Here is a 25428-nt window from a genome sequence, read left to right as displayed (position 1 = left end):
GACCGTATGCAAAAGGGCCTCTTCCCGGCTGAAGCCGGTCCCACTAAAAGCATCGCGTGCACCCAATGGGACTGGCTGGAACGCCAATTTGTGGGACCGGCTTTAGCCGGGAAGGCGTCGGTGATCCCACCGCAGATTTGATGGTGCGCAAACCGGCCTCTTCCCGGCTGAAGCCGCTCCTACGAACACCGCGTGCATCCAATGCGGCAGGCGGGGACTCCCTAACTCACTGCGGTGTTGGCTCGTTGAGCTGTTCGAGCATCCATTCCACAAACACGCGAATCTTCGGCACTTCGGCCGCGTGCTCCGGGTAGGCGAGGTAATAGGCATCCTGACTGGGCAGGGCGTGGGGCCATGGGATGATCAGCTTGCCGTCAGCCAGTTCTTCTTCGACCAGAAACCGGGGCAGCAGCGCGACGCCGCATCCCACTTGCGCCGCGCGAATGCACATGTAGATCGTTTCGAAACGCGGGCCGTGGTAGCTGTGCTCGGTCTGGTAGCCCTGACTCTCGAACCAGTCATGCCAGGCCTGGGGACGATGCGCGTTTTGCAGCAGAACCAGACCGGTCAACTGCGTAGGATCGGTGAATGGGGCGTCGGGCAGGCTGCCGGGTGCGCAGACCGGGATCAGCTCTTCGCTGAACAGCCTCACGCTTTCGGCACCGGGCCGGGCGCCACCGCCGAAATAGAACGACAGGTCGCAGCGGCTCTGCGCCAGGTCATCGCTTTCCTGTTCGTTGACCAGATCCAGATGAATGTGCGGATGACGCATGCGCCAGCCCTTGAGCCGCGGCACCAGCCAGCGGGCACCGAAGGTTGAGGGCGTCGACACCCGCAGGACTTCGGTCTCACCGCCGTAGGAGCGCAGGAAGTGCGTCGACATTTCCATCTGCGTGAGCACTTTGCGCACTTCGCCCAGGTACAGCGCACCGGCTGGCGTCAGTTGCAGACGGCGACGAACCCTTCGGAACAACAGGTGCTGCAACAATTCTTCCAGCTGGGCGACCTGCTTGCTGACCGCGCTCTGAGTGAGGTTCAGCTCCTCGGCCGCGCGGGTAAAACTCAGGTGGCGGGTCACCGCTTCAAAACATTGCAGCGCGGTGACCGACGGGAGATGGCGTTTGCTCAGCATATTCGGCTCGTTCAGCGTCAGCATGAAAAAACGGAATGATATCTCGCTTAATCGTCGTTTGTTGCAGTGTCGCCCGCCAGCTATTACTAGAGGCTGACGAAATAACCAACATTTGGCATTCCGCTTTCGCGCTTACGATCAGTCTCAGGAGAAACCATGCTCAACGATCTGCTTACCCGACTCGGTGTCGATGCCGCGCTTTACCAACAGGGCGACAAGCCTGTTCACACGCCGATCGATGGCAGCCGGGTAGCGTCGGTGAGCTGGGAAAGCGCCGCTGAAGTCGAGCAGCGCATCACCCGCGCCGACCACGCCTTCGAAGCGTGGCGCAAAGTGCCTGCGCCCCGGCGTGGCGAGCTGATCCGCCTGTTTGGCGAAGCGCTGCGCAAGCACAAGGCCGACCTGGGCGAGCTGGTGTCGTGGGAGGCCGGCAAGATCACTCAGGAAGGGCTGGGTGAAGTGCAGGAAATGATCGACATCTGCGACTTCGCCGTCGGCCTGTCGCGTCAGATGTACGGCCTGACCATCGCTTCCGAGCGCCCGGGCCACCACATGCGTGAAACCTGGCATCCGCTGGGCGTCGTCGGCGTCATCAGCGCGTTCAACTTCCCCGTTGCGGTCTGGTCGTGGAACACCGCACTGGCGCTGGTCTGCGGTAACTCGGTGATCTGGAAACCGTCGGAAAAGACCCCGCTGACCGCGCTGGCCTGCCAGGCACTGTTCGATAAAGTCGCCGCTGAGTTTTCCGACGCGCCTCAGTACCTCACCCAGTGCATCGTTGGCGGCCGCGAAGCCGGTGAAGCGCTGGTCGATGACGCTCGCGTCGCGTTGATCAGCGCTACCGGCAGCACGCGCATGGGCCGCGAAGTAGCGCCGAAACTCGCCGCACGTTTCGCCCGCAGCATTCTGGAGTTGGGCGGCAACAACGCGATGATTCTGACCCCGAGTGCTGATCTGGACCTGGCCGTGCGTGCCGTGCTGTTCAGCGCTGTCGGCACAGCGGGCCAGCGTTGCACCACCCTGCGCCGTTTGATCGCGCACTCGTCGGTGAAGGCGGAGTTCGTCGAGCGCCTGAAAGCGGCGTACGCCAAAGTACGCATCGGGCATCCGCTGGAAGGCAATCTGGTCGGTCCGCTGATCGACAAGCAAAGCTACGAAAACATGCAGGAGGCGCTGGAACAGGCCTTGAGCGAAGGCGGCAAGGTATTTGGCGGCAAGCGCCAGTTGGAAGATACATTTCCCAACGCTTACTACGTTTCGCCGGCCATCGTCGAAATGCCGGAGCAGAGCGAGGTCGTGCGCAGCGAAACCTTCGCGCCGATTCTGTACGTCGTGGGCTACGAGGAATTCAGCGAGGCGGTGCGTCTGAATAACGACGTGCCCCAAGGTTTGTCGTCCTGCATCTTCACCACTGACGTGCGCGAGGCCGAGCAATTCATTTCGGCGCTGGGCAGCGATTGCGGCATTGCCAACGTCAACATTGGCCCGAGTGGTGCAGAGATTGGTGGCGCGTTTGGTGGCGAGAAAGAAACCGGCGGCGGCCGCGAATCCGGCTCGGATTCGTGGAAAGGCTACATGCGTCGCCAGACTGCCACGGTGAACTACTCCCGTGAACTGCCGCTGGCGCAGGGGATTACGTTTGATTGATGCCATCAGGTCGAGCGCGTTCTGACAGATGATCGTACCCACGCTCTGCGTGGGCACGCCGTCGATAGGCGCTCGGCGCCCGTTATTAGTGACGCGGAGCGTCGCTAGCTGCATTACCACGCGGAGCGTGGGAACGATCAACAGTGTGGGAACGATCAGGTCTGGCTGTCTCTTTCCGAGGGTTTGCGATGCCGCTACGCGAAGAATGTCTGTGGGAAACGCTGACGCCGCAAAGACCGGAAGCGCCCGCGTTGAGCGGGGAAGTCACTGTCGATGTGTGCGTCATCGGCGCAGGCATCACGGGTTTGTCGGCGGCCATTCATCTGCTTGAACAGGGCAAGACGGTCGCGCTCGTCGAAGCCCATCGCACCGGGCAGGGCGGGTCCGGCCGGAACGTAGGACTGGTCAACGCCGGCCTGTGGATTCCGCCTGACGAAATTGAAGCCGGCTTCGGCGAAAAAGTCGGCAGCCAGCTCAACACCATGCTCGGCAATGCACCGTCGCTGGTGTTCAGCCTGATCGAAAAATACGGCATCGAGTGTCAGGCGACGCGTAAAGGCACGCTGCACATGGCCCACAACGCCAAGGGTGAGCTGGACCTGCGCAGCCGGGAAGAACAATGGAAACGTCGCGGCGCGCCTGTGGAATTGCTCACCGGCAAGGCTTGTCAGGAAGCGACCGGCACCATCGAGATCACCTCCGCCTTACTCGATCACCGCGCCGGCACCATCAACCCGATGGCCTACACCAGCGGGCTGGCGGCGGCCGTCACGCAATTGGGCGGTCAGCGTTTCGATCACTCGCCGGTCATGCGCCTTGAACGCCAGGGCTCGCGCTGGTGCGTGATCACCGAAAACGGCGCGGTGCTTGCCGAGCAAGTCGTCATCGCGTCCAACGCCTACACCGAGGGCGAGTGGACGGAGCTGCGACGCAATTTCTTCCCCGGTTACTACTATCAAGTGGCCTCGGCGCCACTGACCGAAGACGCTGCCCGGCAGATTTTGCCGGGCGGGCAGGGTTCCTGGGACACGCGGCAGGTGCTCAGCAGTATTCGTCGGGATGCGGATGGCCGGCTGTTGCTGGGCAGTCTGGGCAATGGCAATCAGAAGCCCGGCTGGTTTTTGAAGGCGTGGGCCGATCGCGTGCAACAGCATTATTTCCCGTACCTCAAACCAGTGGAGTGGGAATCCACATGGACCGGCTGCATCGCGTTTACGCCCGATCACTTGCTGCGAATGTTCGAGCCTGCACCAGGACTGGTCGCTGTCACCGGTTACAACGGACGCGGCAACACCACAGGGACGGTGGTTGGCAAAGCCTTCGCCGATTATCTGTGCAGCGGCAACGCCAGTGTTCTACCCATCCCCTTTGCGCAGATGCAGCCGCTGGCGGCCGTTGGACTGCGCAGCTCTTTGTACGAGGCTGGCTTTTCGCTATACCATGCGGGCCAGTGCCTTAGAATCGTGATCTGAAAAGAATTTTCTCTTCAAAACAACGCTTGTTGCTGCATCCACTACCCTCAAATGGTGCGTCCCGTAGCGGATCCGCACCGACGGTGTGCAGTTCGGTGACGCAGGCTGTAACAACAGGGTTGTACAGGTAAGGGCGGCGCGGTTGCGCGCCTGCTTCCCTGCGGTTGCTCTTTTAAAGTCGCAAGGTTGCACCTTGTGCGGTTTAGACGGTTGCACGCCCCGTGAAAAAGGGCAGAAATCAGTCGGATAGCGACAAAACGACGAGTTTCTCAAGAATAAAAAACCGATGGCACGCCACTTGCTCGCAGCAGCGCTGTGGTCGCAGTGCTAATTAAAAAACCCAGGAGCACCAACTCATGTCGCAGACGTTCTACAGAAAAGGCTTTCTCGCACTCGCCGTGGCTACAGCCATGGGTGCGGCTTCATTTGCGCAGGCAGCTGACATCAAGATCGGCGTTGCTGGCCCGATGACCGGCGCCAATGCCTCGTTCGGCGAGCAATACATGAAGGGCGCTCAAGCAGCTGCCGATGCCATCAACGCTGCGGGCGGCGTCAACGGCGATAAAATCGTCCTGACCGCCTACGACGATGCGTGCGAACCGAAACAGGCCGTTGCCGTTGCCAACAAGGCCGCGTCTGACAAAGTTGCCGGCGTTGTCGGTCACTTCTGCTCCTCCTCGACCATCCCGGCGTCGGAAGTCTATGACGAAGCCGGCATCATCGCGATCACCCCTGGCTCCACCAACCCGACCGTCACCGAGCGCGGCCTGAGCGCCATGTTCCGTATGTGCGGCCGTGACGATCAGCAAGGCGTCGTTGCCGGCGACTACATCGTTGACGTGCTCAAGGGCAAGAAAATCGCCGTCATCAACGACAAAGACACCTACGGCAAAGGCCTGGCAGACGCCACCGCTAAGCAGTTGACCAAGCGTGGCGTGAAGCCTGTACTGGAAGAAGGTCTGACCCGTGGCGAGAAAGACTTCAGCGCCCTGGTCACCAAGATCCGTTCCGTTGGGGCTGACGTCGTTTACTTCGGCGGCCTGCACCCGGAAGCCGGTCCACTGGTTCGCCAGTTGCGTGAACAAGGCCTGAAAGACGTGAAATTCATGTCTGACGACGGCGTCGTGACCGACGAACTGGTCACCACCGCTGGCGGCGCGCAATACGTCGACGGCGTGTACATGACCTTCGGCGCCGACCCGCGCATGCTGCCAGACAGCAAGGCTGTGGTTGAGCAGTTCCGCAAATCCGGCTACGAGCCTGAAGGCTACACCCTCTACGCTTACGCTTCGGTTCAGGCCCTGGCCGCTGGCTTCAACGGCGCCAAGTCGAACAAAGGCGAAGACGCTGCCAAGTTCCTGAAAGCCCACCCTGTCAAAACCGTTATGGGCGAGAAAGCCTGGGACACCAAGGGCGACCTGAAAGTCTCTGACTACGTGGTTTACCAGTGGGACAAGGACGGCAAATACCACCAGCTCGAAAAGCAGAAGTGAGTTAAGCGCTTAGTCGGATCGGTTGTTTCCCGGGGGTGAGCCGGGAAGCAGTCTGATCCGGTAATCGGCGCTGTCTGACGGCGGCGCCGGATTTCTTCTGTTGCCACTGTGCGCCGCTCTATTCCTCACGAGGGAATGGTCGCGCGCGCCAGGTCGGCCTTTCAAGTTCGTGAGCGTGCGTGATGGACGGTATTTTCCTGCAGCAAATGGTCAACGGCCTGACACTGGGCTCGGTCTATGGCCTGATCGCCATCGGTTACACGATGGTCTACGGCATCATCGGCATGATCAACTTCGCCCACGGCGACGTTTACATGATCTCCGCCTACCTCGCAGCCATCGGCCTCGCTGTGCTGTCGTTCTTCGGCGTTGAGTCATTCCCCTTTCTGATTCTCGGCACACTGATCTTCACCATTGTGGTGACCGGTGTGTACGGTTTCGTCATCGAGCGAGTGGCGTACAAACCGCTGCGTAACTCGACCCGTCTGGCGCCACTGATCAGCGCGATCGGCATCTCCCTCATTCTGCAGAACTACGCGCAGATCGCTCAGGGCCCACGCCAGCAAGGCGTTCCGACCCTGCTCGAAGGCGCCATGCGCTTCGATGTCGGCAGCGGTTTCGTACAGATCACCTACACCAAAATCTTCATCCTGATCGCCGCATTCGTCGGCATGGGCGTACTGACCTACATCATCAAGTACACCAAGCTGGGCCGGATGTGCCGCGCCACGCAGCAGGATCGCAAGATGGCCTCGATCCTGGGCATCAACACTGACCGGGTGATTTCCTACGTGTTTGTCATTGGTGCGGCCATGGCGGCATTGGCCGGCGTGCTGATCACCATGAACTACGGCACCTTCGACTTCTTCGCCGGCTTCGTCATCGGCATCAAGGCGTTTACCGCAGCGGTACTCGGCGGAATCGGTTCGTTGCCGGGCGCCATGCTCGGCGGCCTGATCCTGGGGGTTGCCGAGTCGCAGTTCTCCGGCCTGATCAACTCCGACTACAAAGATGTGTTCAGTTTCGGCCTGCTGGTAGTGATTCTGATCTTCCGTCCCCAAGGCCTGCTGGGTCGCCCACTTGTGGCGAAGGTATAACCATGTCTGCACCTACTAAACCCATTGATATCAAACAAAGCCTGATCGACGCGGTGATCGCCGGGCTGCTGGCGCTGATCGTGTTCGGCCCGATTGTCGGCATCGTGCTGGACGGCTATGGCTTCAACCTGCAACCGGGCCGCGTCGCCGTGCTCGTCGGCGTTGTCGTTGTCGGTCGTTTCTTCATGAGCCTGTTCCTGCAGACGCCGAAGGGCGTGGCCATCGCGCAGAGTTTCGAAAGTTCGGGTTCCGGCGTGCACGTGCTGCCGCCGGGTTACAAGACGCGCCTGCGCTTTATCATTCCGCTGATGATCCTGATCGCAGTGATCTTCCCGATCTTCGCTGACAAGTACGTGCTGACCGTGGTGATCCTCGGCCTGATCTACGTCCTCCTGGGCTTGGGCCTTAATATCGTGGTCGGCCTCGCCGGTCTGCTCGATCTGGGTTACGTGGCCTTCTATGCGATTGGCGCGTACGGCCTGGCGCTGGGTTATCAGTATCTGGGCCTGGGGTTCTGGTCGGCGTTGCCGCTGGCAGCGATTGCAGCGGCACTTGCCGGTTGCATCCTCGGCTTTCCGGTGCTGCGCATGCACGGGGATTACCTGGCGATCGTGACCCTGGGCTTCGGCGAGATCATTCGTCTGGTGCTCAATAACTGGCTGTCGTTTACTGGCGGACCCAACGGCGTGGCAGTGCCTTCGCCGACTTTCTTCGGCCTGGAATTCGGACGTCGCGCCAAAGACGGCGGCATCCCGATCCACGAGTATTTCGGCTTCGAATACAACCCGGACCTGAAATTCATCTTCATCTACACCGTGCTGTTCCTGGTGGTGCTGGCGGTGCTGTACGTCAAGCACCGCCTGACCCGCATGCCGGTCGGCCGCGCGTGGGAAGCGCTGCGTGAAGACGAGATCGCCTGCCGCTCCATGGGCCTGAATCACGTGCTGGTCAAGCTGTCGGCCTTCACCATCGGCGCGTCGACGGCCGGTCTGGCGGGGGTGTTCTTCGCCAGTTATCAAGGCTTCGTCAACCCGACCTCGTTCACCTTCTTCGAGTCGGCGCTGATTCTCGCTATCGTCGTGCTCGGCGGCATGGGCTCGACCGTCGGCGTGGTCATCGCGGCCTTCGTGCTGACCGTCGCACCGGAACTCTTGCGCAGCTTCGCGGAATATCGCGTCTTGTTGTTCGGCATCCTCATGGTGCTGATGATGATCTGGCGTCCGCGTGGCCTGATCCGCATCAGCCGTACCGGCGTACAGCCACGCAAAGGCGTGCTGGCCAAAGTGGAGGGTGCGTGATGAGCGACGAAATCGTTCTGTCCGTCGAAAACCTGATGATGCACTTCGGCGGCATCAAGGCCCTCAGCGACGTCAGCCTGCAAGTGCGGCGCAACTCGATCTTCGCCCTGATCGGCCCGAACGGCGCCGGCAAGACCACGGTGTTCAACTGCCTGACCGGTTTTTACAAAGCCACCGGCGGGCGCATCGAGCTCAATGCGCGGGGCAAGAAAACCAACGTCATTCAACTGCTGGGCGAGCAATTTCGTGCTGCCGACTTCGCGTCGCCCAAGCGCTTCGGCAGCCGGCTGTACTACAAGATGTTTGGCGGCACGCACCTGGTAAACCGTGCAGGGCTTGCGCGAACTTTCCAGAACATTCGCCTGTTCAAGGAAATGTCCGTCGTCGAGAACCTGCTGGTCGCACAGCACATGTGGGTCAATCGCAACATGCTCGCCGGCATCCTCAACACCAAGGCCTATCGCAAGGCCGAAGACGATGCCATGAACACAGCGTTCTACTGGCTCGAAGTGGTGGATCTGGTGGACTGCGCCAACCGTCTGGCCGGTGAGCTTTCCTACGGTCAGCAACGCCGTCTTGAGATCGCGCGGGCGATGTGCACGCGTCCGCAGGTCATCTGCCTGGACGAACCGGCAGCAGGCCTGAACCCTCAGGAAACCGAGGCGCTGAGCGGCATGATTCGCCACTTGCGCGACGATCACGACATGACCATCGTGCTGATCGAGCACGACATGGGCATGGTCATGGGTATTTCCGACGACATCGTCGTGCTCGACCACGGCAACGTGATCGCCAAGGGCAAACCGGAACAGATCCGCAACGATCCGAAAGTGATCGCCGCATATCTGGGCGCTGATGAAGAGGAGTTGGTATGAGTAAGCCGATCCTCGAACTTAAAGAGATCGACGTGTATTACGGGCCGATCCAGGCCCTGAAGAAAGTCTCGATGCACATTGATGAGGGCGAGACGGTGAGCCTGATCGGCTCCAACGGCGCGGGCAAATCCACGCTGCTGATGTCGATCTTCGGCCAGCCACGGGCGGCCAGCGGCCAGATCATCTATCAGGGCACCGACATTACCCACAAGTCGTCCCACTACATCGCGTCCAACGGCATCGCCCAGTCGCCGGAAGGCCGCCGCGTGTTCCCGGACATGTCGGTGGAAGAGAACCTGATGATGGGCACCATCCCCATCGGCGACAAACACGCCAGCGAAGACATGCAGCGCATGTTCGAGATGTTTCCGCGGCTCAAGGAGCGTCGTAACCAGCGGGCAATGACCATGTCCGGCGGCGAGCAGCAAATGCTCGCCATCGCGCGCGCGTTGATGAGCCGTCCCAAGCTGCTGTTGCTGGACGAACCGAGCCTGGGTCTGGCGCCGATTATCGTTAAGCAGATCTTCGCGACGCTGCGTGAGCTGGCGCAGACCGGCATGACCATCTTCCTGGTCGAGCAGAACGCCAACCATGCGCTGAAGCTGTCGGACCGCGCTTACGTGATGGTTAACGGCGAGATTCGTCTGACCGGCACGGGTAAGGAATTGCTCACCAACGAGGAGGTCAGGAACGCCTATCTCGGCGGTCATTGATCCCTGGTCCTGCTGTTAAAACAAGCCCCGGGTGGATAACTTCCGGGGCTTTTTTATGCGGGATCCGAATTGTGGAAAACAATTTTGGGCAGTTGCGAAAACGCGACATATAGCCGCTGCAAATCGCTGTTTTGTCACGCTTTTGACTTGTTCAGTTTTACTGTGGAGGTGACTGTGTATAAGTTGTCAGCAGCTGGCTGCAGGCCTTTGTTTACGTGGCTTTCAGCCTTCTGATCAATTTATGATCAGTCGTTTCGGCCGGTATTTTGCGGGGGTTTGTCAACGTTGTTCTGGCTGGTTTTTTATACAGTCTTTATGCAGCGCCCGCCTGTGGATAAGTCTGTGCGCAACCGTTGGAAAGACCGCCGCAGATAGCGCAATCTATGGCCTCGATGCATCATTCCTGTCCGAGCACCCAAGTCCTGGGGGAATTGGACGGCAGATGGTCCATGGCCGGTCAAGTAAAAACATCGTTCGAGTTACCCACACGCCCCGTATGCTGGGACTCTCGGCGTTTCGAGTTGCCCCCAGAAAATGGTTGCCTGACTGTGGATAAGGTGGGCAAAAGTGTCTGCAGGCCAGATGGCATAAGGCCTTGGAGCGTTTGGTTGTTTTTTATACAGCAAAGCAGTTGTATGACGATGTTGCTGATGGTGCTTGATCCCGCCCTGTCTGCGCGGGCATTCTCCAGAACCTTCCTACACGCAACGCAGCTTGCGTGACATTCCCGCTTGGCTTGATAAGCCCGCATCGTTAGTCAGGAGAAAGAAATGACCTCTACCGTATTCATTACCGGGGCCACTTCCGGGTTTGGCGAAGCCTGCGCCCGTCGTTTTGCCGAGGCGGGCTGGTCGCTGGTGCTGACCGGTCGCCGTGAAGACCGCTTGCAGGCGCTGAGCGCTGAATTGTCGAAACAGACCAAAGTGCACACGCTGACGCTGGACGTGCGCGATCGCGCAGGCGTGGAGCGCGCTGTGGAAAGCCTGCCGGCTGAATTCGCGAAGATCCGTGGCCTGATCAACAACGCTGGCTTGGCGCTGGGGATCGATCCTGCACCCAAGTGCGATCTGGATGACTGGGACACCATGATCGACACCAACATCAAAGGGCTGGTTTACACGACGCGCACGCTGCTTTCGCGTCTGATCGCCTACGGCCGCGGCGCCAGCATCGTCAACCTTGGTTCGGTGGCGGGGAATTATCCGTACCCGGGCGGTAACGTGTATGGAGGCACCAAGGCGTTCGTCGGACAGTTTTCGCTGAACCTGCGCAACGACCTGGTCGGCACCGGTGTACGCGTGACCAACCTTGAGCCGGGGTTGTGTGAAAGCGAGTTCTCGCTGGTGCGCTTCGGTGGCGATCAGGCCAAGTACGACGCCACCTATGCAGGCGCCGAGCCGATCCAGCCCCAAGACATCGCCGACACTATCTTCTGGATCATGAACACGCCGGCCCACGTGAACGTCAACAGCCTGGAGCTGATGCCTGTGAGCCAGACCTGGGCCGGGTTTGCGATTGATCGCAGTCGTGGTGAGAAGTAAGTAGGGTTTTAGGCAATTAGCGTCGCCCGGCACGCGGCGCGTTTTAGAAAGCAGCGCCGTCCATGTGGGAGTGAGCTTGCTCACGAAGACGGCATTTCAATCGCTGAATCTTTAGCGGATGTACCTGCCCATTCGCGAGCAAGCTCGCTCCCACGGGGTTGAGTAAGGCGCAGAATCAGGTGCCGAACGCTGTCAAATTGTGGGAGTGAGCTTGCTCACGAAGACGGCATTTCAACCGCTGAATATTTAGCGGATGTACCTGCCCATTCGCGAGCAAGCTCGCTCCCACAGTTGATCATCCCAAGGCTTTGTGTGGAGATGATCATTGGGGCTCGATTCAGGCGTTGAAATACTCGGCCAGCCCGATGTAGCACGTCGCCAGGTGGTACGGCGTCGTTGACGGCATGTCGCTGCGGCTGATCTGCCCACGGCTGTCGAGGCACTCGTTCCAGCCGGTGGGGTGCAGGAACTGCGCTTGCAGCGCTTTTAACTGGCGCGCCAGTAATCGCTCGCTCTCAGGCCGTAACGTCAACGCGCGCAGGTATTCAGCCTGGGCCCAGATGCGCTGCGTGCCGTCTTTCACGGAACCGTCTACGCCCAGCATCGCCGCGACCGCTCCAGTGGTTTGATCGACGCCCTGTGCTTCGGCGTGGGCAAACGCGGTCTCCAGCGAACGATACAGCGGCGTGCCCCGCAGCCGCGCGGAAGACGCCAGCAAGTAGAACCATTCGAACTGGTGACCCGGCTCGGACCAGTTATCCGCAGCGTCCAGCGGTTTCTCCAGCATCACACCGTGCTCGACATCGACAAAGCGTCGCTGCATCGCTTCCACCAAGGCATCCAGCGCCGCCTGCGTGTCAGCGTCGTCGCGTACGGCCAGCGTGCCGAGGAAGGCTTCGGCCAGATGCATCAGCGGGTTCTGCAGCGGGCCGGCGTTCAGCGAAGCCCAATCCTCCGCCAGCACGGACTCGTACAAGCCGTCGCCATCGGCGAAGCGTTCGGCGACCACGTTCAGGGCGGCATTGAGCACCGACTCCACCAGCGGCTCACGGACTTTGCCCCAGTAATGGGCGCAGGCGAAGACGATGAAGGCGTGGGTGTAGAGGTCCTTGCGGCGATCCAGCGGCGCGCCCTGTGGATCAATGCTGTAGAACCAGCCGCCATGCTCGGCATCGTGAAAATGCTGCTGCAACGAGCGAAACAGCGCGGCTGCGCGGGTAGCGGCGTCGGGCACGTCGGGGTGATCGATCAGGCTTGAAAACAGAAACAGCTGACGCGCACAGGCCATGGCCCGGTAGCGCTGCGGCAGCAGAGGCCGATGCCGGGCGTCGACCGCCTCAAACGGCAGCGCCATCTCGGCATTCCACCCCGGGCCCTGCCACAACGGCACGACCACGCGCATGAAGTGCTGATGCAGCTCAGTGAACAGGGCGGACAGTTCAGACTTGGCGGTGGGGAGGGAAGCGTCAGGCATTGGATGGCGTCACGGCAGTGGCAAATTGCGCGACATGGTAGCAGGAGGTGAGGCGGGCGGGGCAGCGGGGATCGATTGATCCCCGCCAAGCCCTATCGGAAATGCCTGCCGTTCAACGCAAAACGCGATCCCTGTAGGAGTGAGCTTGCTCGCGAAGACGGTATTTCAACCGCTGAAGATTGAGCGGATGTTCGGACCTCTTCGCGAGCAAGCTCGCTCCCACAATTGACCTGTCGGTAGACATATACTGCGGTCTGGTTTTATCGCAGCGTCATTCAGCCCGCAAACAACCAGACGCCGGTCGCCGCCGACAACGCGCCAGCAACCCGGACAACCGGTGCCGCCGCCGATGGCAGGAAGCGCACGACGGCATAACCCGCCGCATGCAACGCAGCGGTCGCGCCGACAAAGCCGAGTGCGTAGCCCCACGGGCTCGACATCTCCGGCAGCTCCAGACCATGGGCCACGCCGTGGAACATCGCAAACAGCGCCGTCGCCGCCACGGCCACGAACAGTGGCGGACGCACCGCCAGCGCCACCGCGAGGCCCAACGCAAACACCGAGGCCGCAATCCCGCTTTCCAGTGCAGGCAGCGCCAGCCCTTCAAACCCGAGCAAGCCGCCGATCAGCATGGTGCCGACAAACGTGCACGGCAGCGCCCAACGCGCGGCGCCTTTTTGCTGTGCAGCCCAGAGCCCGACAGCAATCATCGCCAGCAGGTGATCGATACCGCCCAATGGATGGCTGATGCCGGCCACAAGACCGCTTTCATCGTGGCCGGGGTGAGCGAATGCCAGCGCCGGAGCGAGGAGCAGCGCCAACGCGCCAAATAGTTTTTTGCCGTTCATCAATGAATTCCTTGCTTCACTTGGGTATGAGCCATTTGGGTGGACGAAATCAGGCAGCAGTCAGCAGGCCTTGGCGCTCGATGAACGCGACGATATGCTCCAGCCCGTGACCGGTTTTCTGGTTGCTGAACACGAACGGCTTGTCGCCGCGCATCTTCTTCGTGTCACGGTCCATCATCTCCAGCGAGGCACCCACCAGCGGCGCGAGGTCGATCTTGTTGATCACCAGCAGATCGGATTTGCAGATGCCGGGGCCACCCTTGCGCGGCAGCTTGTCGCCCGCCGACACGTCGATCACATAAATGGTCAGGTCCGACAGCTCCGGGCTGAAGGTCGCAGACAGGTTGTCGCCCCCCGACTCGACGATGATCAGGTCCAGCCCCTCGAAGCGCCGATTGAGTTGGTCGACGGCTTCCAGATTGATCGAAGCGTCTTCGCGGATCGCCGTGTGCGGGCAGCCGCCGGTTTCCACGCCGATGATGCGCTCGGGTGCCAGTGCTTCATTGCGCACCAGAAAGTCAGCGTCTTCACGGGTGTAGATATCATTGGTGACCACCGCCAGGTTGTAGCGATCGCGCAGGGCCAGGCACAACGCGAGCGTCAGCGCGGTCTTGCCTGAACCGACCGGACCGCCGATGCCGACGCGCAAAGGTTGGCTGTTCATTCGTTCTCTCCGTTAAGCATGTTGTGCGGTTCGAGGGGCTGCGCCGATGGCGGCCACCTCATGATCGGAACAGGCGGCTGTACTGCCGCTCATGGTTCATGCTCGCCAGCGCCAGACCGAATGGCGCGCTGCCGATGTGTTCAGGGTTCAGTGCAGTCGTGTGTTGCTGGGCGTTTTGCAGCAGCGGCAATAACTCGCTGGTCAGGCGCTGCGCGGCTTGCTGCCCCAGTGGCAGGGTTTTCATCAGCACCGCCAGCTGGTTTTCCAGCCAGCTCCAGAGCCAGGCGGCGAGCGCGTCCTGAGGACTGATCTGCCAGGCGCGCGCAGCCAGCGCCCAACCCAGCGCCAGATGTGGCTCGCCCATGCGCTGTAGAAAATCCCGCGCAGGCTGATCCATTTCCGGCAGGCCGTTGAGCAATTGCTGCAGTGAATAGCCCATTTGTCGGCTCTCCAGGTGCAGTTCGCGGGTTTCGCGGCTGGCGCGGTGTGCTTCGCTCAATTGCAGCAGCGTCGCCCAGTCGTCTTCGGCAGCCGCTGTGCAGTGCGCCAGTAAAAGCGGCGCTTCGAATCGCGCAAGGTTGAGCAGCAACTGGTCGCCAATCCAGCGGGCAGCGCTGGCCGAATCGTGAACGGTGGATTGCTCGACCGCCATTTCCAGGCCCTGGGAATAGCTGTAGCCGCCGATGGGCAGTTGCGGGCTCGCCAGACGCAGCAGCGCCCAGGCGGCGTTCACGTGCGCACGCCAAATTGATGAATGCGCGGCGCGTAATTGAAGTCTTCTTCACCGGCGCGGGAGTGGTGATGGCCGCCACCGTAGGCCCCGTGCTCGGGCTGGAAGGGCGCTTCGATGGATTCGGTGGTGGCACCCAGTTGATCGAGCATGGCCTTGAGCACGTAGTCGTCGAGCAGACGCAGCCAGCCGTCGCCCACTTGCAGCGCTACGTGGCGGTTGCCCAAGTGATACGCCGCTCGGGTCAGCTCGAAAGCGTTGCTGCACGTCACGTGCATCAGTTGTTCAGGGCGAGCGCAGACGCGCACGATCCGGCCGTCTTCAGCCCTGAGAAAGTCGCCATCACGCAGCGGCGGTTGGCCCCGTTCGAGGAAAAGCCCGACGTCTTCACCCTCGGCACTGAAACAGCGCAGCCGGCTTTTGCTCCGGGCCTCGAAAATCAAATGCAGCTCTGCGGCCCATTCAGCCTGAGGTTCGGTTCTTTGATGAATGACGAGCATCAGAAAGCTTCCAGCAATGTGCGATGCAAGGGCTAGAGCAAGTGCCTTGCCAACAGGCGTGCAGCGCAAAAATTGCCTGAATACGGTGCAGCGAGGATTGGATCGAGCCAACGGATGCGTTTTATCGGTGCATCGATCGTGGCGACGCACTTCGGTGGTGCGGGTTGGTCGGGGGAGGGCGTAACGCAGAGCAGTGAACGCCCGCGGGTCACTCGGTACTGCCCAGCCCCTGCCAGCGCTTGGCGCCGATGAAGATGAAGCGCAGCTGTTGGGTGATTTTCGCGCGGGGGGTCAGGTGCGCGGCCAATGCGGGGGGAGGCGGGTCGATCAGCTCGGGGAGCATGGCGAACACGCTCTTGACCACCAGGTCGGCCATGACCGAGAGGTCGTCGGTGTTCAGGTGCTGGAATTTGGACATCGACGCCAGGTCGGTCGCGAGGTCGGCGATGATGCCTTCGCGCAGCGCACCAAGCGCCTGACGGACTTTCAGCGAGCCGCCGTATTGCTCGCGCGCCAGAAACAAAAACTGCGAGCGGTTGGCGGCCACGACATCCAGAAAGATGCGGATGGAGGCGTCGATGATGCCGCTGTCGATGTTGTGGTTGTGGCGCACGCGGCGGATGGTTTCACGGAAGGTCTGGCCGACTTCGCTGACCAGCGCCAGGCCCAAGTGGTCCATGTCATCGAAATGCCGGTAGAAACCGGTGGGCACGATGCCGGCGGTTTTCGCCACTTCCCGCAGGCTCAGACTGCCGAAACCGCGCCCGCTCTCCATCAAGCCCCGGGCTGCATCGAGCAGGGCGTGGCGGGTCTGCTGTTTCTGTTCGGCGCGGGGCAGCATGGGGCGCGTATCTGATGGAGGCATGGGCCGCAACTCTAGCAAATGCGTTTGCGTGGCGTCGAACCCGGTTTATGTCGGGCAATAAAAAGCCCAGCGATCAAGGCCGGGCTCTTTATCTTTTAGTGGGACCGGCTTTAGCCGGGAAGCTTTTGATGCAGCGGATAAAAATCAGGAAACGCGCTGGTACTGCTGAATCAGCCGATCAGGGCCGTTGTCGGCAACGCGCTGGTATTGATTGATCAATCGATCCGGGCCGTCCTGCGCAACGGTCGGCAAACCGGAATGCTGCGTCGCCTTCGCCTTGCCCAGGATCGCTTGTTCGCTGGCAGGCATCGCGAACGCGCTTGAGGCAAGTAGGGAAAGGGTCAGGGCAATCAATTGGCGTTTCATGGAAGGATGCTCGGGTGTAAAGGGTTGTGTGAACGTGCTGGCGATTTTACCGCCGCACTGTGGATAAAGAAGTTCAGCGGGCTGATGGTGACCATCGACAGAAATGATGCGGCTGCGGACCCTTTGCCGGGCGGGCTTCTCAGCGCGTTTCGGATCAATAGTGGCGCTCGTCTGGACGTACGGTATGGATGGGGGGCGGAACTTTTCTGACCCTGAATACAGATTTCATCAAACCGACGCGGCTTTTCTCAGTCGAACCGTTACGACGTACGAGACGCGCCCTGGACGGCGCGTCGGTTTTGGGGAGATGACGCAATGACGCGAGGCCGTAAAATTTTCGCCTGGACAGCCGCAATCCTGCTGCTGTTGCTGGTGATTCTGATCATTGTGATCGCCACGTTCGACTGGAACCGGCTCAAGCCGACCATCAACGAGAAGGTGTCTGTAGAACTGCATCGCCCCTTTGCCATCAACGGCAATCTGGCCGTGAGCTGGCACCGTGAGCCCGACGAAGGCGGCTGGCGCGCCTGGGTGCCGTGGCCGCATATGTCGGCGGAAGACATCGCCTTGGGCAACCCGGAATGGTCGAAGACGCCGCAGATGGTCACGCTCAAGCGCGTCGATCTGCGCTTGTCCCCCTTGCCATTGCTGGCCCAGCGCGTGGTCATTCCACGTATCAACCTGACCGAGCCCAACGCCAAGATCGAGCGTCTGGCCGATGGCCGCGCCAACTGGGTGTTTGATCTGCCCAAGAGCGACCCGAACGCCAAACCCTCGAGCTGGGTGGTCGATATCGGCTCGATCGGCTTCGATAAAGGCTTCGTGAGCTACAACGACCAGAAGATCAACACAGCCGTTGACGTGGTCATCGACCCGCTGGGCAAGCCGATTCCCTACAGCGACATCGTTGGCAGCAGCGAGGCGAAGAAGGTCCAGGACAAAGGCGCTTCCGCTCAGGACTATGCCTTCGGCTTTACCGCCAAAGGCCAGTATCACGGCCAGAAACTCAACGGCAGCGGCAAGGTGGGTGGACTGCTGGCGTTGAAAGACGCGGCGTTGCCATTCCCGGTGCAGGCCGACGTCAGCGCTGGCGCCCTGCGTGTCGCTATCGCAGGCACCGTGACCGATCCGCAGAACCTCGGTGAACTGGACCTGCGCCTGAAATTGTCAGGCGACAGCCTCAGCAACCTGTATCCGCTGACAGGCGTGACCCTGCCGGATTCCCCGCCGTATTCCACCGATGGGCGTCTCGTCGCCAAACTGCACGATCCGGCGGGTGCGTCGTTCCAGTACAAGGGCTTCAACGGCAAGATCGGCGACAGCGATATTCACGGCGATCTCGGTTTCGTGGCGAGCGCACCGCGTCCCAAACTGACCGGCGCGCTGGTGTCCAACCAATTGCTGATGGCGGACCTCAAGCCGCTGATCGGTGCCGACTCCAATGCCGAGCAGAAAACCCGCGGCGGCGAGAGCAAGCAGCCAACGGACAAAGTGCTGCCGGTCGAGGAGTTTAAGACCGACCGCTGGGCTGCCATGGATGCCGACGTTGAGTTCACCGGCAAGCGCATCGTGCAGAGCGCCGACCTGCCGTTTACCGATCTGTACACCCACGTGGTGCTCAACGATGGCGTACTCAGCCTGCAGCCGCTGCGCTTCGGTGTGGCCGGCGGCAAGCTCGACGCCGACATCAAGCTCAACGGTCACACCCAGCCGCTGGAAGGCCGCGCCAAGTTGTCGGCTCGCGGCTTCAAGCTCAAACAGTTGTTCCCGACCTTCGAACCGATGAAAACCAGCTTTGGCGAGCTCAACGGTGACGCGGATCTCAGTGGCCGCGGCAACTCCGTCGCTGCCTTGCTGGGCACCTCCAACGGCGAGCTGAAAATGCTGGTCAATGATGGCGCTGTCAGCCGTGGCCTGATGGAGATTGCCGGGTTGAACGTGGGTAACTACGTGGTCGGCAAGCTGTTCGGCGACAAGGACGTGAAGATCAATTGCGCAGCCACTGATGTGGGCTTCAAGGACGGCCTGGCGAGCACCAAGGTGTTCGTGTTCGATACCGAGAACGCGATCATTTACGTCGACGGCACGGCGAACCTGAAGACCGAGCAACTGGACATGAAGATCACGCCCGAGTCGAAAGGCTTCCGGGTCTTCTCGCTGCGTTCGCCGCTGTACGTGCGCGGGCCGTTCAGCAAGGCCAATGCGGGTGTCGAGTCAGGTCCGCTGTTGCTGCGTGGCGCGGGCATGGTGCTGTTGGGCGCGGCAGTGGGGCCGGCGGCAGGCTTGCTGGCACTCGTAGCGCCGAGCAGCGGCGACGCGCCTAACCAGTGCACCGCGTTGCTGGAACAAATGCGCTCGGGCAAGGCGCCGAAAACGGTGAAGTGAATTCGGCACAGGATTCTGGCCGCACTTGGCCATTGTGGGAGCGAGCTTGCTCGCGAAGAGGGAGGTTGATCCAACGCATCTCAGGCGGCCATGATGCCGCCTTCGTGAGCAAGCTCACTCCCACAATTCCAGTGGCGCGCCCGAGATATCGAGTCAACCACTACCCCGTGGGAGCGAGCTTGCTCACGAAGAGCTCGGCATACCCTAAACATCCCGCCTAAAAGTTATCCACAAAAAAGCCAGGGCGTGTGCCCTGGCTTTTTGCATTGCGTGCTTCGTATCAGAGGCCGTCGAGCAAGTCGGCCATGTCGTCGGCGTGCTCTTCTTCCTGCGCCAGAATCTCTTCAAAGATGCGGCGGGTGGTTGGGTCCTGGTCGCCGATGTACTGAATGATTTCGCGGTAGCTGTCGATCGCGATGCGCTCGGCCACCAGGTCTTCAGTGATCATCTCTTTCAGCGTGTTGCCGGCCACGTACTGCGCGTGGGAATTCTGGCTCAGCAGGTCCGGGTTGAATTCCGGCTCGCCGCCCAGCTGCACGATGCGCTCGGCCAGCTTGTCAGCGTGTTCGAGTTCTTGATTGGCATGTTCCAGAAACTCATCGGCTGCTGCGTGGGATTTAATGCCCTTGGCCATGAAGTAGTGGCGCTTGTAACGCAGGGTGCAGACCAGTTCAGTGGCCAGCGACGAGTTCAGCAAACGAAGGACCTCATCACGATCACCGTTGTAGCCTTCAGTGACGGCGCCGTCTTCAACGTTTTTGCGCGCGCGCTCTCGCAGGGTGGCGACGTCGGTCATTGGGTGCAGATTGATCATCAGATTTCTCCAGGGCTGTTCCGGTTTTTTCCGTCGCGCTCTGTTGCGCCATGCCGAAGCAGGCGCCCGGCAGGATCGGGGTCTTAAGGTGTGAGTGGTGCGCGCTGGCAAAAGTTTGATTTTTGTTGAGGGACTTTTTGACGCGGGGCTTTTTTAGCGGGAGCAAAGCGGGGCGAGCGTGCTTCAGGATGAATCCCCCCGCGATCACGGCAGTGCCGGGCATCCTTGCGATGCACCGGCGCCTGTAATTGCGAGCGGACTCATCCATTCAAACCAATGGCGTCAGATCACATGGCGCGCTCGTTGGCGTCACGCTGTTCGCACGTCATGAAGCCTTTGCTGTTAACGCGGCCATTGTTGTCAAAGGTGACGTAGTAAGCCTGCTGATGGCCTTCGCGATTCAGCACGTAGTTGTTGCAAGTGCCGGGGTGGGCGCGACGCTGAACAGTTGTCGATGGCGTGCCACCGATGGTCAGGACTTGTTCCTTGGTCATGCCTTCTTCGACTTGCTTGACCAGCGGCTCATTGCGATAGGTCGCGTAATCAACCGGGTTGGGCAGGGTGGTCGATGCGCAACCAGCCAATGCGGCCATGGAAATCACTACTGCAAGGGATTGCTTGAACATTCGAATCGCTCCGCGAAAAAGGCCATTGTTGGCCCGTTGCTCTTAGGAGCATTGGAGAGGCAAAAGAGTTCGATCAAATTGATGGCGATGGGGCATTACCCGCACCTGTCGCCCTTATGGGCAATTCCGTCCCATCCTGGCCTGGTCATCGTCAAATCTCTCCTGCCGAAAATTGCTCGCACGTTCCCGAAACAGCGAGGTCAATCTGATGGCATGGTCGGGAGATGCAGTTCTCATCTGGTTCAGTCATCGGTGATGAATGCCCGCTCGACCATTTCGACATCGTCAACCAGCACTTCGGTCTGGTGGGGAAGGGAGCCAATCCCTTGGGTGGTTCCTTGAAAATGCCGCGCGTCTCAAAGCCGCCGGTCTTTGACTTATTTGGCCGTAGTTCGTGATCAGTCGACCCGTGAGGTCGCGTAGGAAGAGATGCGATGAGCGATAAAGAGCTTTATGAAATCGAGTACACGCTGGCCGGTGAGCACCATGTCGATCTGATTGAAAACCTCGACGTGCCAATCATCGAGGTCGTGCACGAGCTGGCGCTCAAGCACAACGTGGCCGTTGAAGATGACCCCTTCGATACTGGCGAAGACACCATCGGTCTGCCCCATGTGCTGGGCATTACCGATGTGTCGATTCACGCTGCGGAGGATCACGACAAAGCCTGACTGCCGGGTTCATCCGACAGACAGGTTTAACGGATCGCGGCCTTGCGCAGCGGTGTGGTCCAGCGTTCTGCCAGGATCACCCCGCCCAGCGTCAGGGCACCGCCGATAAAGTGATACGACGCCAGCTGCTCGCCCAGCGCAAGCGCGGCAACCAGCGCCGTCAGGATCGGCACCAGGTTGAAAAACAACGTGGTACGGCTGGGCCCGAGGATGGAAATTGCTTTCATCCACAGCAGCGGCGCGAGCATTGAAGTCGGGATGCATGCATAGAGCACCAACGGAATGTTGCTCGCATTCAAGCCAGTCTTCGGTGAAATCACGAACAATGGAAACAGCGCAATGATCGCCACGAGAATCTGCAGATAGAGCAGCTGCAATGGCGGCATGCGCAACTGCCATTTCTTCAGCAGCGTGCTGTAGGTCGCATAGGCCAGCGTTGCGACGAGCATCATCACGTCGCCGATGTTGATGCCATGGGCAACCAGCAAACTCCAGCTCCCCTGTGACACCACCCATAAGACGCCGGCAAACGACACAATTGCACCGACCAGTGCGCCTGCAGTCAGCCGCGTGCCGAGGCTGGCGATCGACATGCCCAGCGTCATCACCGGCACCAGCGACAGAATGATGCCCATGTTGGTGGCCGTCGTGATGTTCGCCGCGTAGTACGCAAGGCTTTGATAAATCGCCATGCCCAGGACGCCCAGTACCACGACCTTGCCAATGATGGGTTTGATCTGCGCCCGGTTGCGCAGCACGGGGGCGAGCAGAAACGGCGTGAACAACAACCCTGCCAGCAACCACCGATAGAAGCCGATTTCAGCCGGGAAAATACGCCCTGCGGCGGCCTTGGTGATGACGTTGTTGCCCGCCCAGATCATGACGGTCAGCAGTGGATAAAGGTATTGCATGAGCGAACCGGCTGTTGAATGAGGCGCCATTATCGGCCTGCCAGTCCGCACGTCCAGCGTACGCTGCGCATTTGCAGAAATATGCAGCAACATTCTTTGACTACACTGCTTTCAAAGCCATGCAGGTGCGTGGCGCTTCCGGAGAAAACCGATGACGATGCTGCGTATTCCTCTGCTGGTGATGGGCCTGCTGCTGAGCGCCCAGGGTTTTGCCGCCACCGCGCAACAAAACAAGATGACCACCTGCAACGCCGATGCCTCGGCCAAGTCCCTGAAGGGCGACGAGCGCAAGGCGTTCATGAGCACCTGTCTGAAAGCCGCGCCTGCGCCTGCCGCCACTCAGCAGGAGAAGATGAAAACCTGCAACGCCACGGCCAGTACCCAGGCGCTCAAGGGCGATGCGCGCAAGGCATTCATGAGCGATTGTCTTAAAAAGAAATAATTTTCCGAGCCGATTCCAGGCGCTGAAACGCGGCGCCAACCCCTGTACTTTCTGCGATTGCGGCCGATGATCTGGCCTGCAATCGCAGCCTCCTTGCGCTTGAGCCCTCAAGGGCTTTCGCGTCGCTGGTTCTCCACTCAGAACGCTGGCAGACTGCCCATCCTTCACGCCGCTCGTTTTGAGGCTGTATGCCAACGTTTACGCCCCGTCAAGTCTATCTGGCCAGTTGCATTCTCGTGTTCGGCGGGTTGCTGCTGGTCCTGCCGCTCAACCTTCTGCCCAGTCTGCTGGCGGGTTTGCTGGTGTATGAGCTGGTCGACATGCTCACGCCGCAGTTGCAACGGCTGATCGCCGGCGAGCGCGCGCGGTGGCTGGCGGTGGCGTTGCTGGGCACTCTGGTGGTGACCGTGTTGGCGTTGCTGTTTGCCGGCGCGATCAGTTTCCTGCTGCACGAAGCGGAAAATCCCGGCGCGTCGCTGGATAAATTCATGGTTCTGGTGGACCGTGCCCGCGGTCAGTTGCCGCCCTTCATCGACAACTACCTGCCCGCCAGCGCCACCGAGTTTCAGGTGTCGCTCAGCGCCTGGCTGACCAAACACCTCGGCGAGCTGCAACTGCTCGGCAAGGGCGCGGCGCACATGTTCGTGACGCTGCTGATCGGCATGGTGCTGGGCGCGATCATCGCCTTGCAGCGCATCCCCGATGTCACCAAGCGCAAGCCATTGGCGGCGGCGTTGTTCGAGCGTCTGCACCTCCTGACCCAGGCCTTCCGCAATATCGTCTTCGCGCAGATCAAGATCTCGCTGCTGAACACGGCGTTCACCTCGATCTTCCTGGCGGTGATCCTGCCTCTTTGTGGCGTGCACTTGCCGCTGACCAAAACTCTGATCGTGCTGACCTTCCTGCTGGGCCTGCTTCCGGTGGTCGGGAATCTGATGTCCAACACGCTGATCTTCATCGTCGGCATGTCGTTGTCGATCTGGGTGGCGATGGCGGCGTTGGGGTATCTGATCGTGATCCACAAGGTCGAGTATTTTCTGAATGCGCGGATCGTCGGCGGGCAGATCAGCGCCAAGTCGTGGGAATTGCTGCTGGCGATGCTGATCTTCGAAGCCGCCTTCGGCCTGCCGGGCGTGGTCGCAGGGCCGATTTATTACGCATACCTGAAAAGCGAACTGCGCCGGGCGGAGTTGGTTTAGCGACAGGTGCTCAACAGATGTGCCCCCTTTTCACCGCTCCACGCGGTCAGTAGGACCGGCTTCAGCCGGGAAGAGGCCGGTTTGTGCACCATAAGATTTGCGGCGTGACGCCTTCCCGGCTAAAGCCAGTCTTACATTTGCATGCGGTGTCTTAGTGGGACCGGCTTCAGCCGGGAAGAGGCCAGTGGGTGCGCCATAAGATTTGCGGCGTAACACCCGGCGTCTTCCCGGCTAAAGCCGATCCCACCAAGAGCATGTGGTCCCACTGAGGGCAAGACAGCTGCGAATCAGCCGTAGCGCTTTTTCGCTTCAATCGCCAGGCCGCTGCCGATGCTGCCGAAGATGTTGCCTTCGACGTGCCGGGCCTTGGGGAGCATGGCGGCGACGCTGTTGCGCAGGGCCGGGATGCCGCTGGAGCCGCCGGTAAAGAACACGGTGTCGACATCGGTCACGCCAACGCCTGCCTGATTCAGCAGATTCGTCACGCTGCCGCGCACGCGTTCGAGCAGCGCATCGATGGATGATTCGAACAGCTGGCGCGTCAGGTCGACGCTCAGGCCGGGCTCGACGCGGTCCATCGGCACCAGGCGGCTGTCCGCCTGAGTCAGCTGGATTTTCGTCTCTTCGACTTCCATCGCCAGCCAGTGGCCGGCGCGTTGATCAATCAGCTTGAACAGCCGGTCGATGCCCTGGGTGTCTTCGATGTCGTAGCGCATGCTGCCCAGCGCCAGTTGCGACTTTTGCGAATACACCGAGTTGATCGTGTGCCAGGTCGCCAGATTCATGTGGGTGCTGGTCGGCATGTACGCGCCGCTTTTCATCCGGCTGCCATAACCAAACAGCGGCATCACGCCCTGCAGGCTCAGTTGCTTGTCGAAGTCGGTACCGCCGATGTGCACGCCGCCGGTGGCGAGGATGTCGCTGTGGCGGTCATCGATCAGCCGGCGTTCGGGCGACAGACGCACCAGCGAGAAGTCCGACGTACCACCGCCGATGTCGACGATCAGCACCAGCTCTTCACGGTCCAGCGTCGACTCGTAATCAAACGCCGCCGCAATCGGCTCGAACTGAAAGGAAACGTCCTTGAAGCCGATCTTGCGCGCCACCTCGGCCAGGGTGTCTTCGGCCTCCTGATCGGCGGCAGCGTCGTCATCGACGAAATGCACCGGCCGGCCCAGCACCACTTGCTCGAAGGTGTGACCGGCAGCGGCTTCGGCACGTTTTTTAAGTTCGCCGATGAACAGCCCGAGCAGGTCCTTGAACGGCATCGCCGTACCAAGCACGCTGGTGTCGTGCTTTATCAGCTTGGAACCCAGCAGGCTCTTGAGCGAGCGCATCAGGCGGCCTTCGTAGCCCTCAAGGTATTCGTGAAGGGCGAGGCGACCGTAGACCGGGCGGCGCTCTTCAATGTTGAAAAACACCACCGAAGGCAGCGTGATCTTGCCGTCCTCCAGCGCGATCAGCGTATCCGCTCCGGGACGCAGCCAGCCGACCGTGGAGTTGGACGTGCCGAAATCGATGCCAAGGGCACGGGCCGGGGATGGAGTGCTCATCTGCATTGCATACCAGTCAAAAAACGGCCGCGCAGTGTATGCGAGTGCGCGCCGGATGCGTAGCGCGAAACGTCGGTTTATCAGCCGCCGGGCATCTATTTCGCGCGCATGT

The 25428-nt window shown here is 60.6% G+C and carries 24 protein-coding genes and 1 pseudogene; 13 read left to right on the top strand and 12 right to left on the bottom strand.

Annotation, left to right across the window (positions count from 1 at the left end):
* Window positions 1–226: 226 nt before the first annotated feature.
* The gene (locus QWI20_RS01460) at window positions 227–1132 is read right to left on the bottom strand and encodes a LysR family transcriptional regulator (protein ID WP_369303841.1); all 906 of its coding nucleotides are present in this window, start codon (window positions 1130–1132) and stop codon (window positions 227–229) included.
* Window positions 1133–1288: 156 nt separating this feature from the next.
* On the opposite strand from QWI20_RS01460, the gene QWI20_RS01455 reads away from it, so the two are divergent.
* The 8 genes from QWI20_RS01455 (at window position 1289) to QWI20_RS01420 (ending at window position 11268) form a co-directional block, all read left to right on the top strand.
* The gene (locus tag QWI20_RS01455) at window positions 1289–2779 is read left to right on the top strand and encodes an aldehyde dehydrogenase family protein (RefSeq protein WP_369303840.1); all 1491 of its coding nucleotides are present in this window, start codon (window positions 1289–1291) and stop codon (window positions 2777–2779) included.
* A gap of 188 nt (window positions 2780–2967) precedes the next feature.
* Window positions 2968–4251: an NAD(P)/FAD-dependent oxidoreductase gene (locus QWI20_RS01450; RefSeq protein ID WP_369303839.1), complete on the top strand. Its 1284-nt coding sequence runs from the start codon at window positions 2968–2970 to the stop codon at window positions 4249–4251.
* A 356-nt stretch (window positions 4252–4607) separates the two neighbouring features.
* Entirely contained in the window at window positions 4608–5744 is a 1137-nt protein-coding gene (locus QWI20_RS01445; RefSeq protein WP_192135310.1) for an ABC transporter substrate-binding protein, read from the top strand.
* Window positions 5745–5926: 182 nt separating this feature from the next.
* On the top strand, window positions 5927–6841 hold the full coding sequence (locus QWI20_RS01440) for a branched-chain amino acid ABC transporter permease (RefSeq protein WP_037015668.1): 915 nt from the start codon (window positions 5927–5929) through the stop codon (window positions 6839–6841).
* Window positions 6842–6843: 2 nt separating this feature from the next.
* Complete coding sequence (livM, locus tag QWI20_RS01435) at window positions 6844–8139, top strand: high-affinity branched-chain amino acid ABC transporter permease LivM (RefSeq protein ID WP_369303838.1); 1296 nt, start codon at window positions 6844–6846, stop codon at window positions 8137–8139.
* Window positions 8139–9014, top strand: coding sequence for an ABC transporter ATP-binding protein (locus QWI20_RS01430; RefSeq protein ID WP_192171073.1), 876 nt, complete (start codon window positions 8139–8141; stop codon window positions 9012–9014). Before livM ends, QWI20_RS01430 begins: the two co-directional genes overlap by 1 nt.
* Complete coding sequence (locus tag QWI20_RS01425) at window positions 9011–9727, top strand: ABC transporter ATP-binding protein (protein WP_065987777.1); 717 nt, start codon at window positions 9011–9013, stop codon at window positions 9725–9727. Before QWI20_RS01430 ends, QWI20_RS01425 begins: the two co-directional genes overlap by 4 nt.
* Before the next feature lie 770 nt (window positions 9728–10497).
* Window positions 10498–11268 carry an SDR family oxidoreductase gene (locus tag QWI20_RS01420; RefSeq protein WP_065987776.1) on the top strand — a complete coding sequence of 257 codons (771 nt, stop codon included), beginning with the start codon at window positions 10498–10500 and terminating at the stop codon, window positions 11266–11268.
* Between the two features lie 337 nt (window positions 11269–11605).
* Here the strand turns inward: QWI20_RS01420 and QWI20_RS01415 are convergent, their stop codons facing one another.
* From QWI20_RS01415 to QWI20_RS01385, 7 genes are all read right to left on the bottom strand, one after another.
* Complete coding sequence (locus QWI20_RS01415; protein ID WP_369303837.1) at window positions 11606–12742, bottom strand: AGE family epimerase/isomerase; 1137 nt, start codon at window positions 12740–12742, stop codon at window positions 11606–11608.
* Window positions 12743–13017: 275 nt separating this feature from the next.
* Window positions 13018–13590: a HupE/UreJ family protein gene (locus QWI20_RS01410; RefSeq protein ID WP_369303836.1), complete on the bottom strand. Its 573-nt coding sequence runs from the start codon at window positions 13588–13590 to the stop codon at window positions 13018–13020.
* 49 nt (window positions 13591–13639) lie between these two features.
* Window positions 13640–14254, bottom strand: a complete 615-nt coding sequence (gene ureG, locus QWI20_RS01405; protein WP_369303834.1) for an urease accessory protein UreG — start codon at window positions 14252–14254, stop codon at window positions 13640–13642.
* Window positions 14255–14312: 58 nt separating this feature from the next.
* The gene (locus QWI20_RS01400) at window positions 14313–14987 is read right to left on the bottom strand and encodes an urease accessory protein UreF (RefSeq protein ID WP_369303833.1); all 675 of its coding nucleotides are present in this window, start codon (window positions 14985–14987) and stop codon (window positions 14313–14315) included.
* The gene (gene ureE, locus QWI20_RS01395) at window positions 14984–15484 is read right to left on the bottom strand and encodes an urease accessory protein UreE (protein ID WP_369303832.1); all 501 of its coding nucleotides are present in this window, start codon (window positions 15482–15484) and stop codon (window positions 14984–14986) included. The genes QWI20_RS01400 and ureE overlap by 4 nt, the downstream gene beginning before the upstream one ends.
* A gap of 208 nt (window positions 15485–15692) precedes the next feature.
* A complete protein-coding gene (locus QWI20_RS01390) occupies window positions 15693–16325 on the bottom strand; it encodes a TetR family transcriptional regulator (RefSeq protein ID WP_369303997.1) in 633 nt (210 codons plus the stop codon).
* A 168-nt stretch (window positions 16326–16493) separates the two neighbouring features.
* Window positions 16494–16715 (bottom strand): hypothetical protein, encoded by a 222-nt coding sequence (locus QWI20_RS01385; protein WP_369303831.1) that lies wholly within the window; start codon window positions 16713–16715, stop codon window positions 16494–16496.
* Between the two features lie 315 nt (window positions 16716–17030).
* Between QWI20_RS01385 and QWI20_RS01380 the strand changes: the two genes are divergently transcribed.
* On the top strand, window positions 17031–19100 hold the full coding sequence (locus QWI20_RS01380; RefSeq protein WP_369303830.1) for an AsmA family protein: 2070 nt from the start codon (window positions 17031–17033) through the stop codon (window positions 19098–19100).
* 280 nt (window positions 19101–19380) lie between these two features.
* On the opposite strand, the gene QWI20_RS01375 is transcribed toward QWI20_RS01380, so the two are convergent.
* Window positions 19381–19914 (bottom strand): bacterioferritin, encoded by a 534-nt coding sequence (locus QWI20_RS01375; protein WP_369303828.1) that lies wholly within the window; start codon window positions 19912–19914, stop codon window positions 19381–19383.
* A gap of 287 nt (window positions 19915–20201) precedes the next feature.
* Window positions 20202–20540 (bottom strand): osmotically-inducible lipoprotein OsmE, encoded by a 339-nt coding sequence (gene osmE / locus QWI20_RS01370; RefSeq protein WP_133774484.1) that lies wholly within the window; start codon window positions 20538–20540, stop codon window positions 20202–20204.
* Between the two features lie 151 nt (window positions 20541–20691).
* Between osmE and QWI20_RS01365 the strand changes: the two are divergent.
* A pseudogene (locus QWI20_RS01365) lies at window positions 20692–20916 on the top strand (triacylglycerol lipase); the annotation flags it as partial.
* Between the two features lie 58 nt (window positions 20917–20974).
* On the top strand, window positions 20975–21211 hold the full coding sequence (locus tag QWI20_RS01360) for a hypothetical protein (RefSeq protein WP_037015625.1): 237 nt from the start codon (window positions 20975–20977) through the stop codon (window positions 21209–21211).
* 26 nt (window positions 21212–21237) lie between these two features.
* Here the strand turns inward: QWI20_RS01360 and QWI20_RS01355 are convergent, their stop codons facing one another.
* Window positions 21238–22122, bottom strand: a complete 885-nt coding sequence (locus tag QWI20_RS01355) for a DMT family transporter (RefSeq protein ID WP_369303827.1) — start codon at window positions 22120–22122, stop codon at window positions 21238–21240.
* 151 nt (window positions 22123–22273) lie between these two features.
* Here QWI20_RS01355 and QWI20_RS01350 point away from each other — a divergent pair, with 151 nt between their 5' ends.
* Window positions 22274–22564 carry a PsiF family protein gene (locus QWI20_RS01350; RefSeq protein WP_122533784.1) on the top strand — a complete coding sequence of 97 codons (291 nt, stop codon included), beginning with the start codon at window positions 22274–22276 and terminating at the stop codon, window positions 22562–22564.
* Between the two features lie 188 nt (window positions 22565–22752).
* A complete protein-coding gene (locus tag QWI20_RS01345; protein ID WP_369303826.1) occupies window positions 22753–23763 on the top strand; it encodes an AI-2E family transporter in 1011 nt (336 codons plus the stop codon).
* Between the two features lie 287 nt (window positions 23764–24050).
* Here the strand turns inward: QWI20_RS01345 and QWI20_RS01340 are convergent, their stop codons facing one another.
* A complete protein-coding gene (locus tag QWI20_RS01340) occupies window positions 24051–25316 on the bottom strand; it encodes an Hsp70 family protein (protein ID WP_369303825.1) in 1266 nt (421 codons plus the stop codon).
* Window positions 25317–25428 lie beyond the last annotated feature (112 nt).

It is taken from the genome of Pseudomonas sp. W2-17, assembly GCF_041060445.1.
Classification (GTDB): domain Bacteria; phylum Pseudomonadota; class Gammaproteobacteria; order Pseudomonadales; family Pseudomonadaceae; genus Aquipseudomonas.
This window is presented reverse-complemented; position numbering and strand designations above follow the sequence as displayed.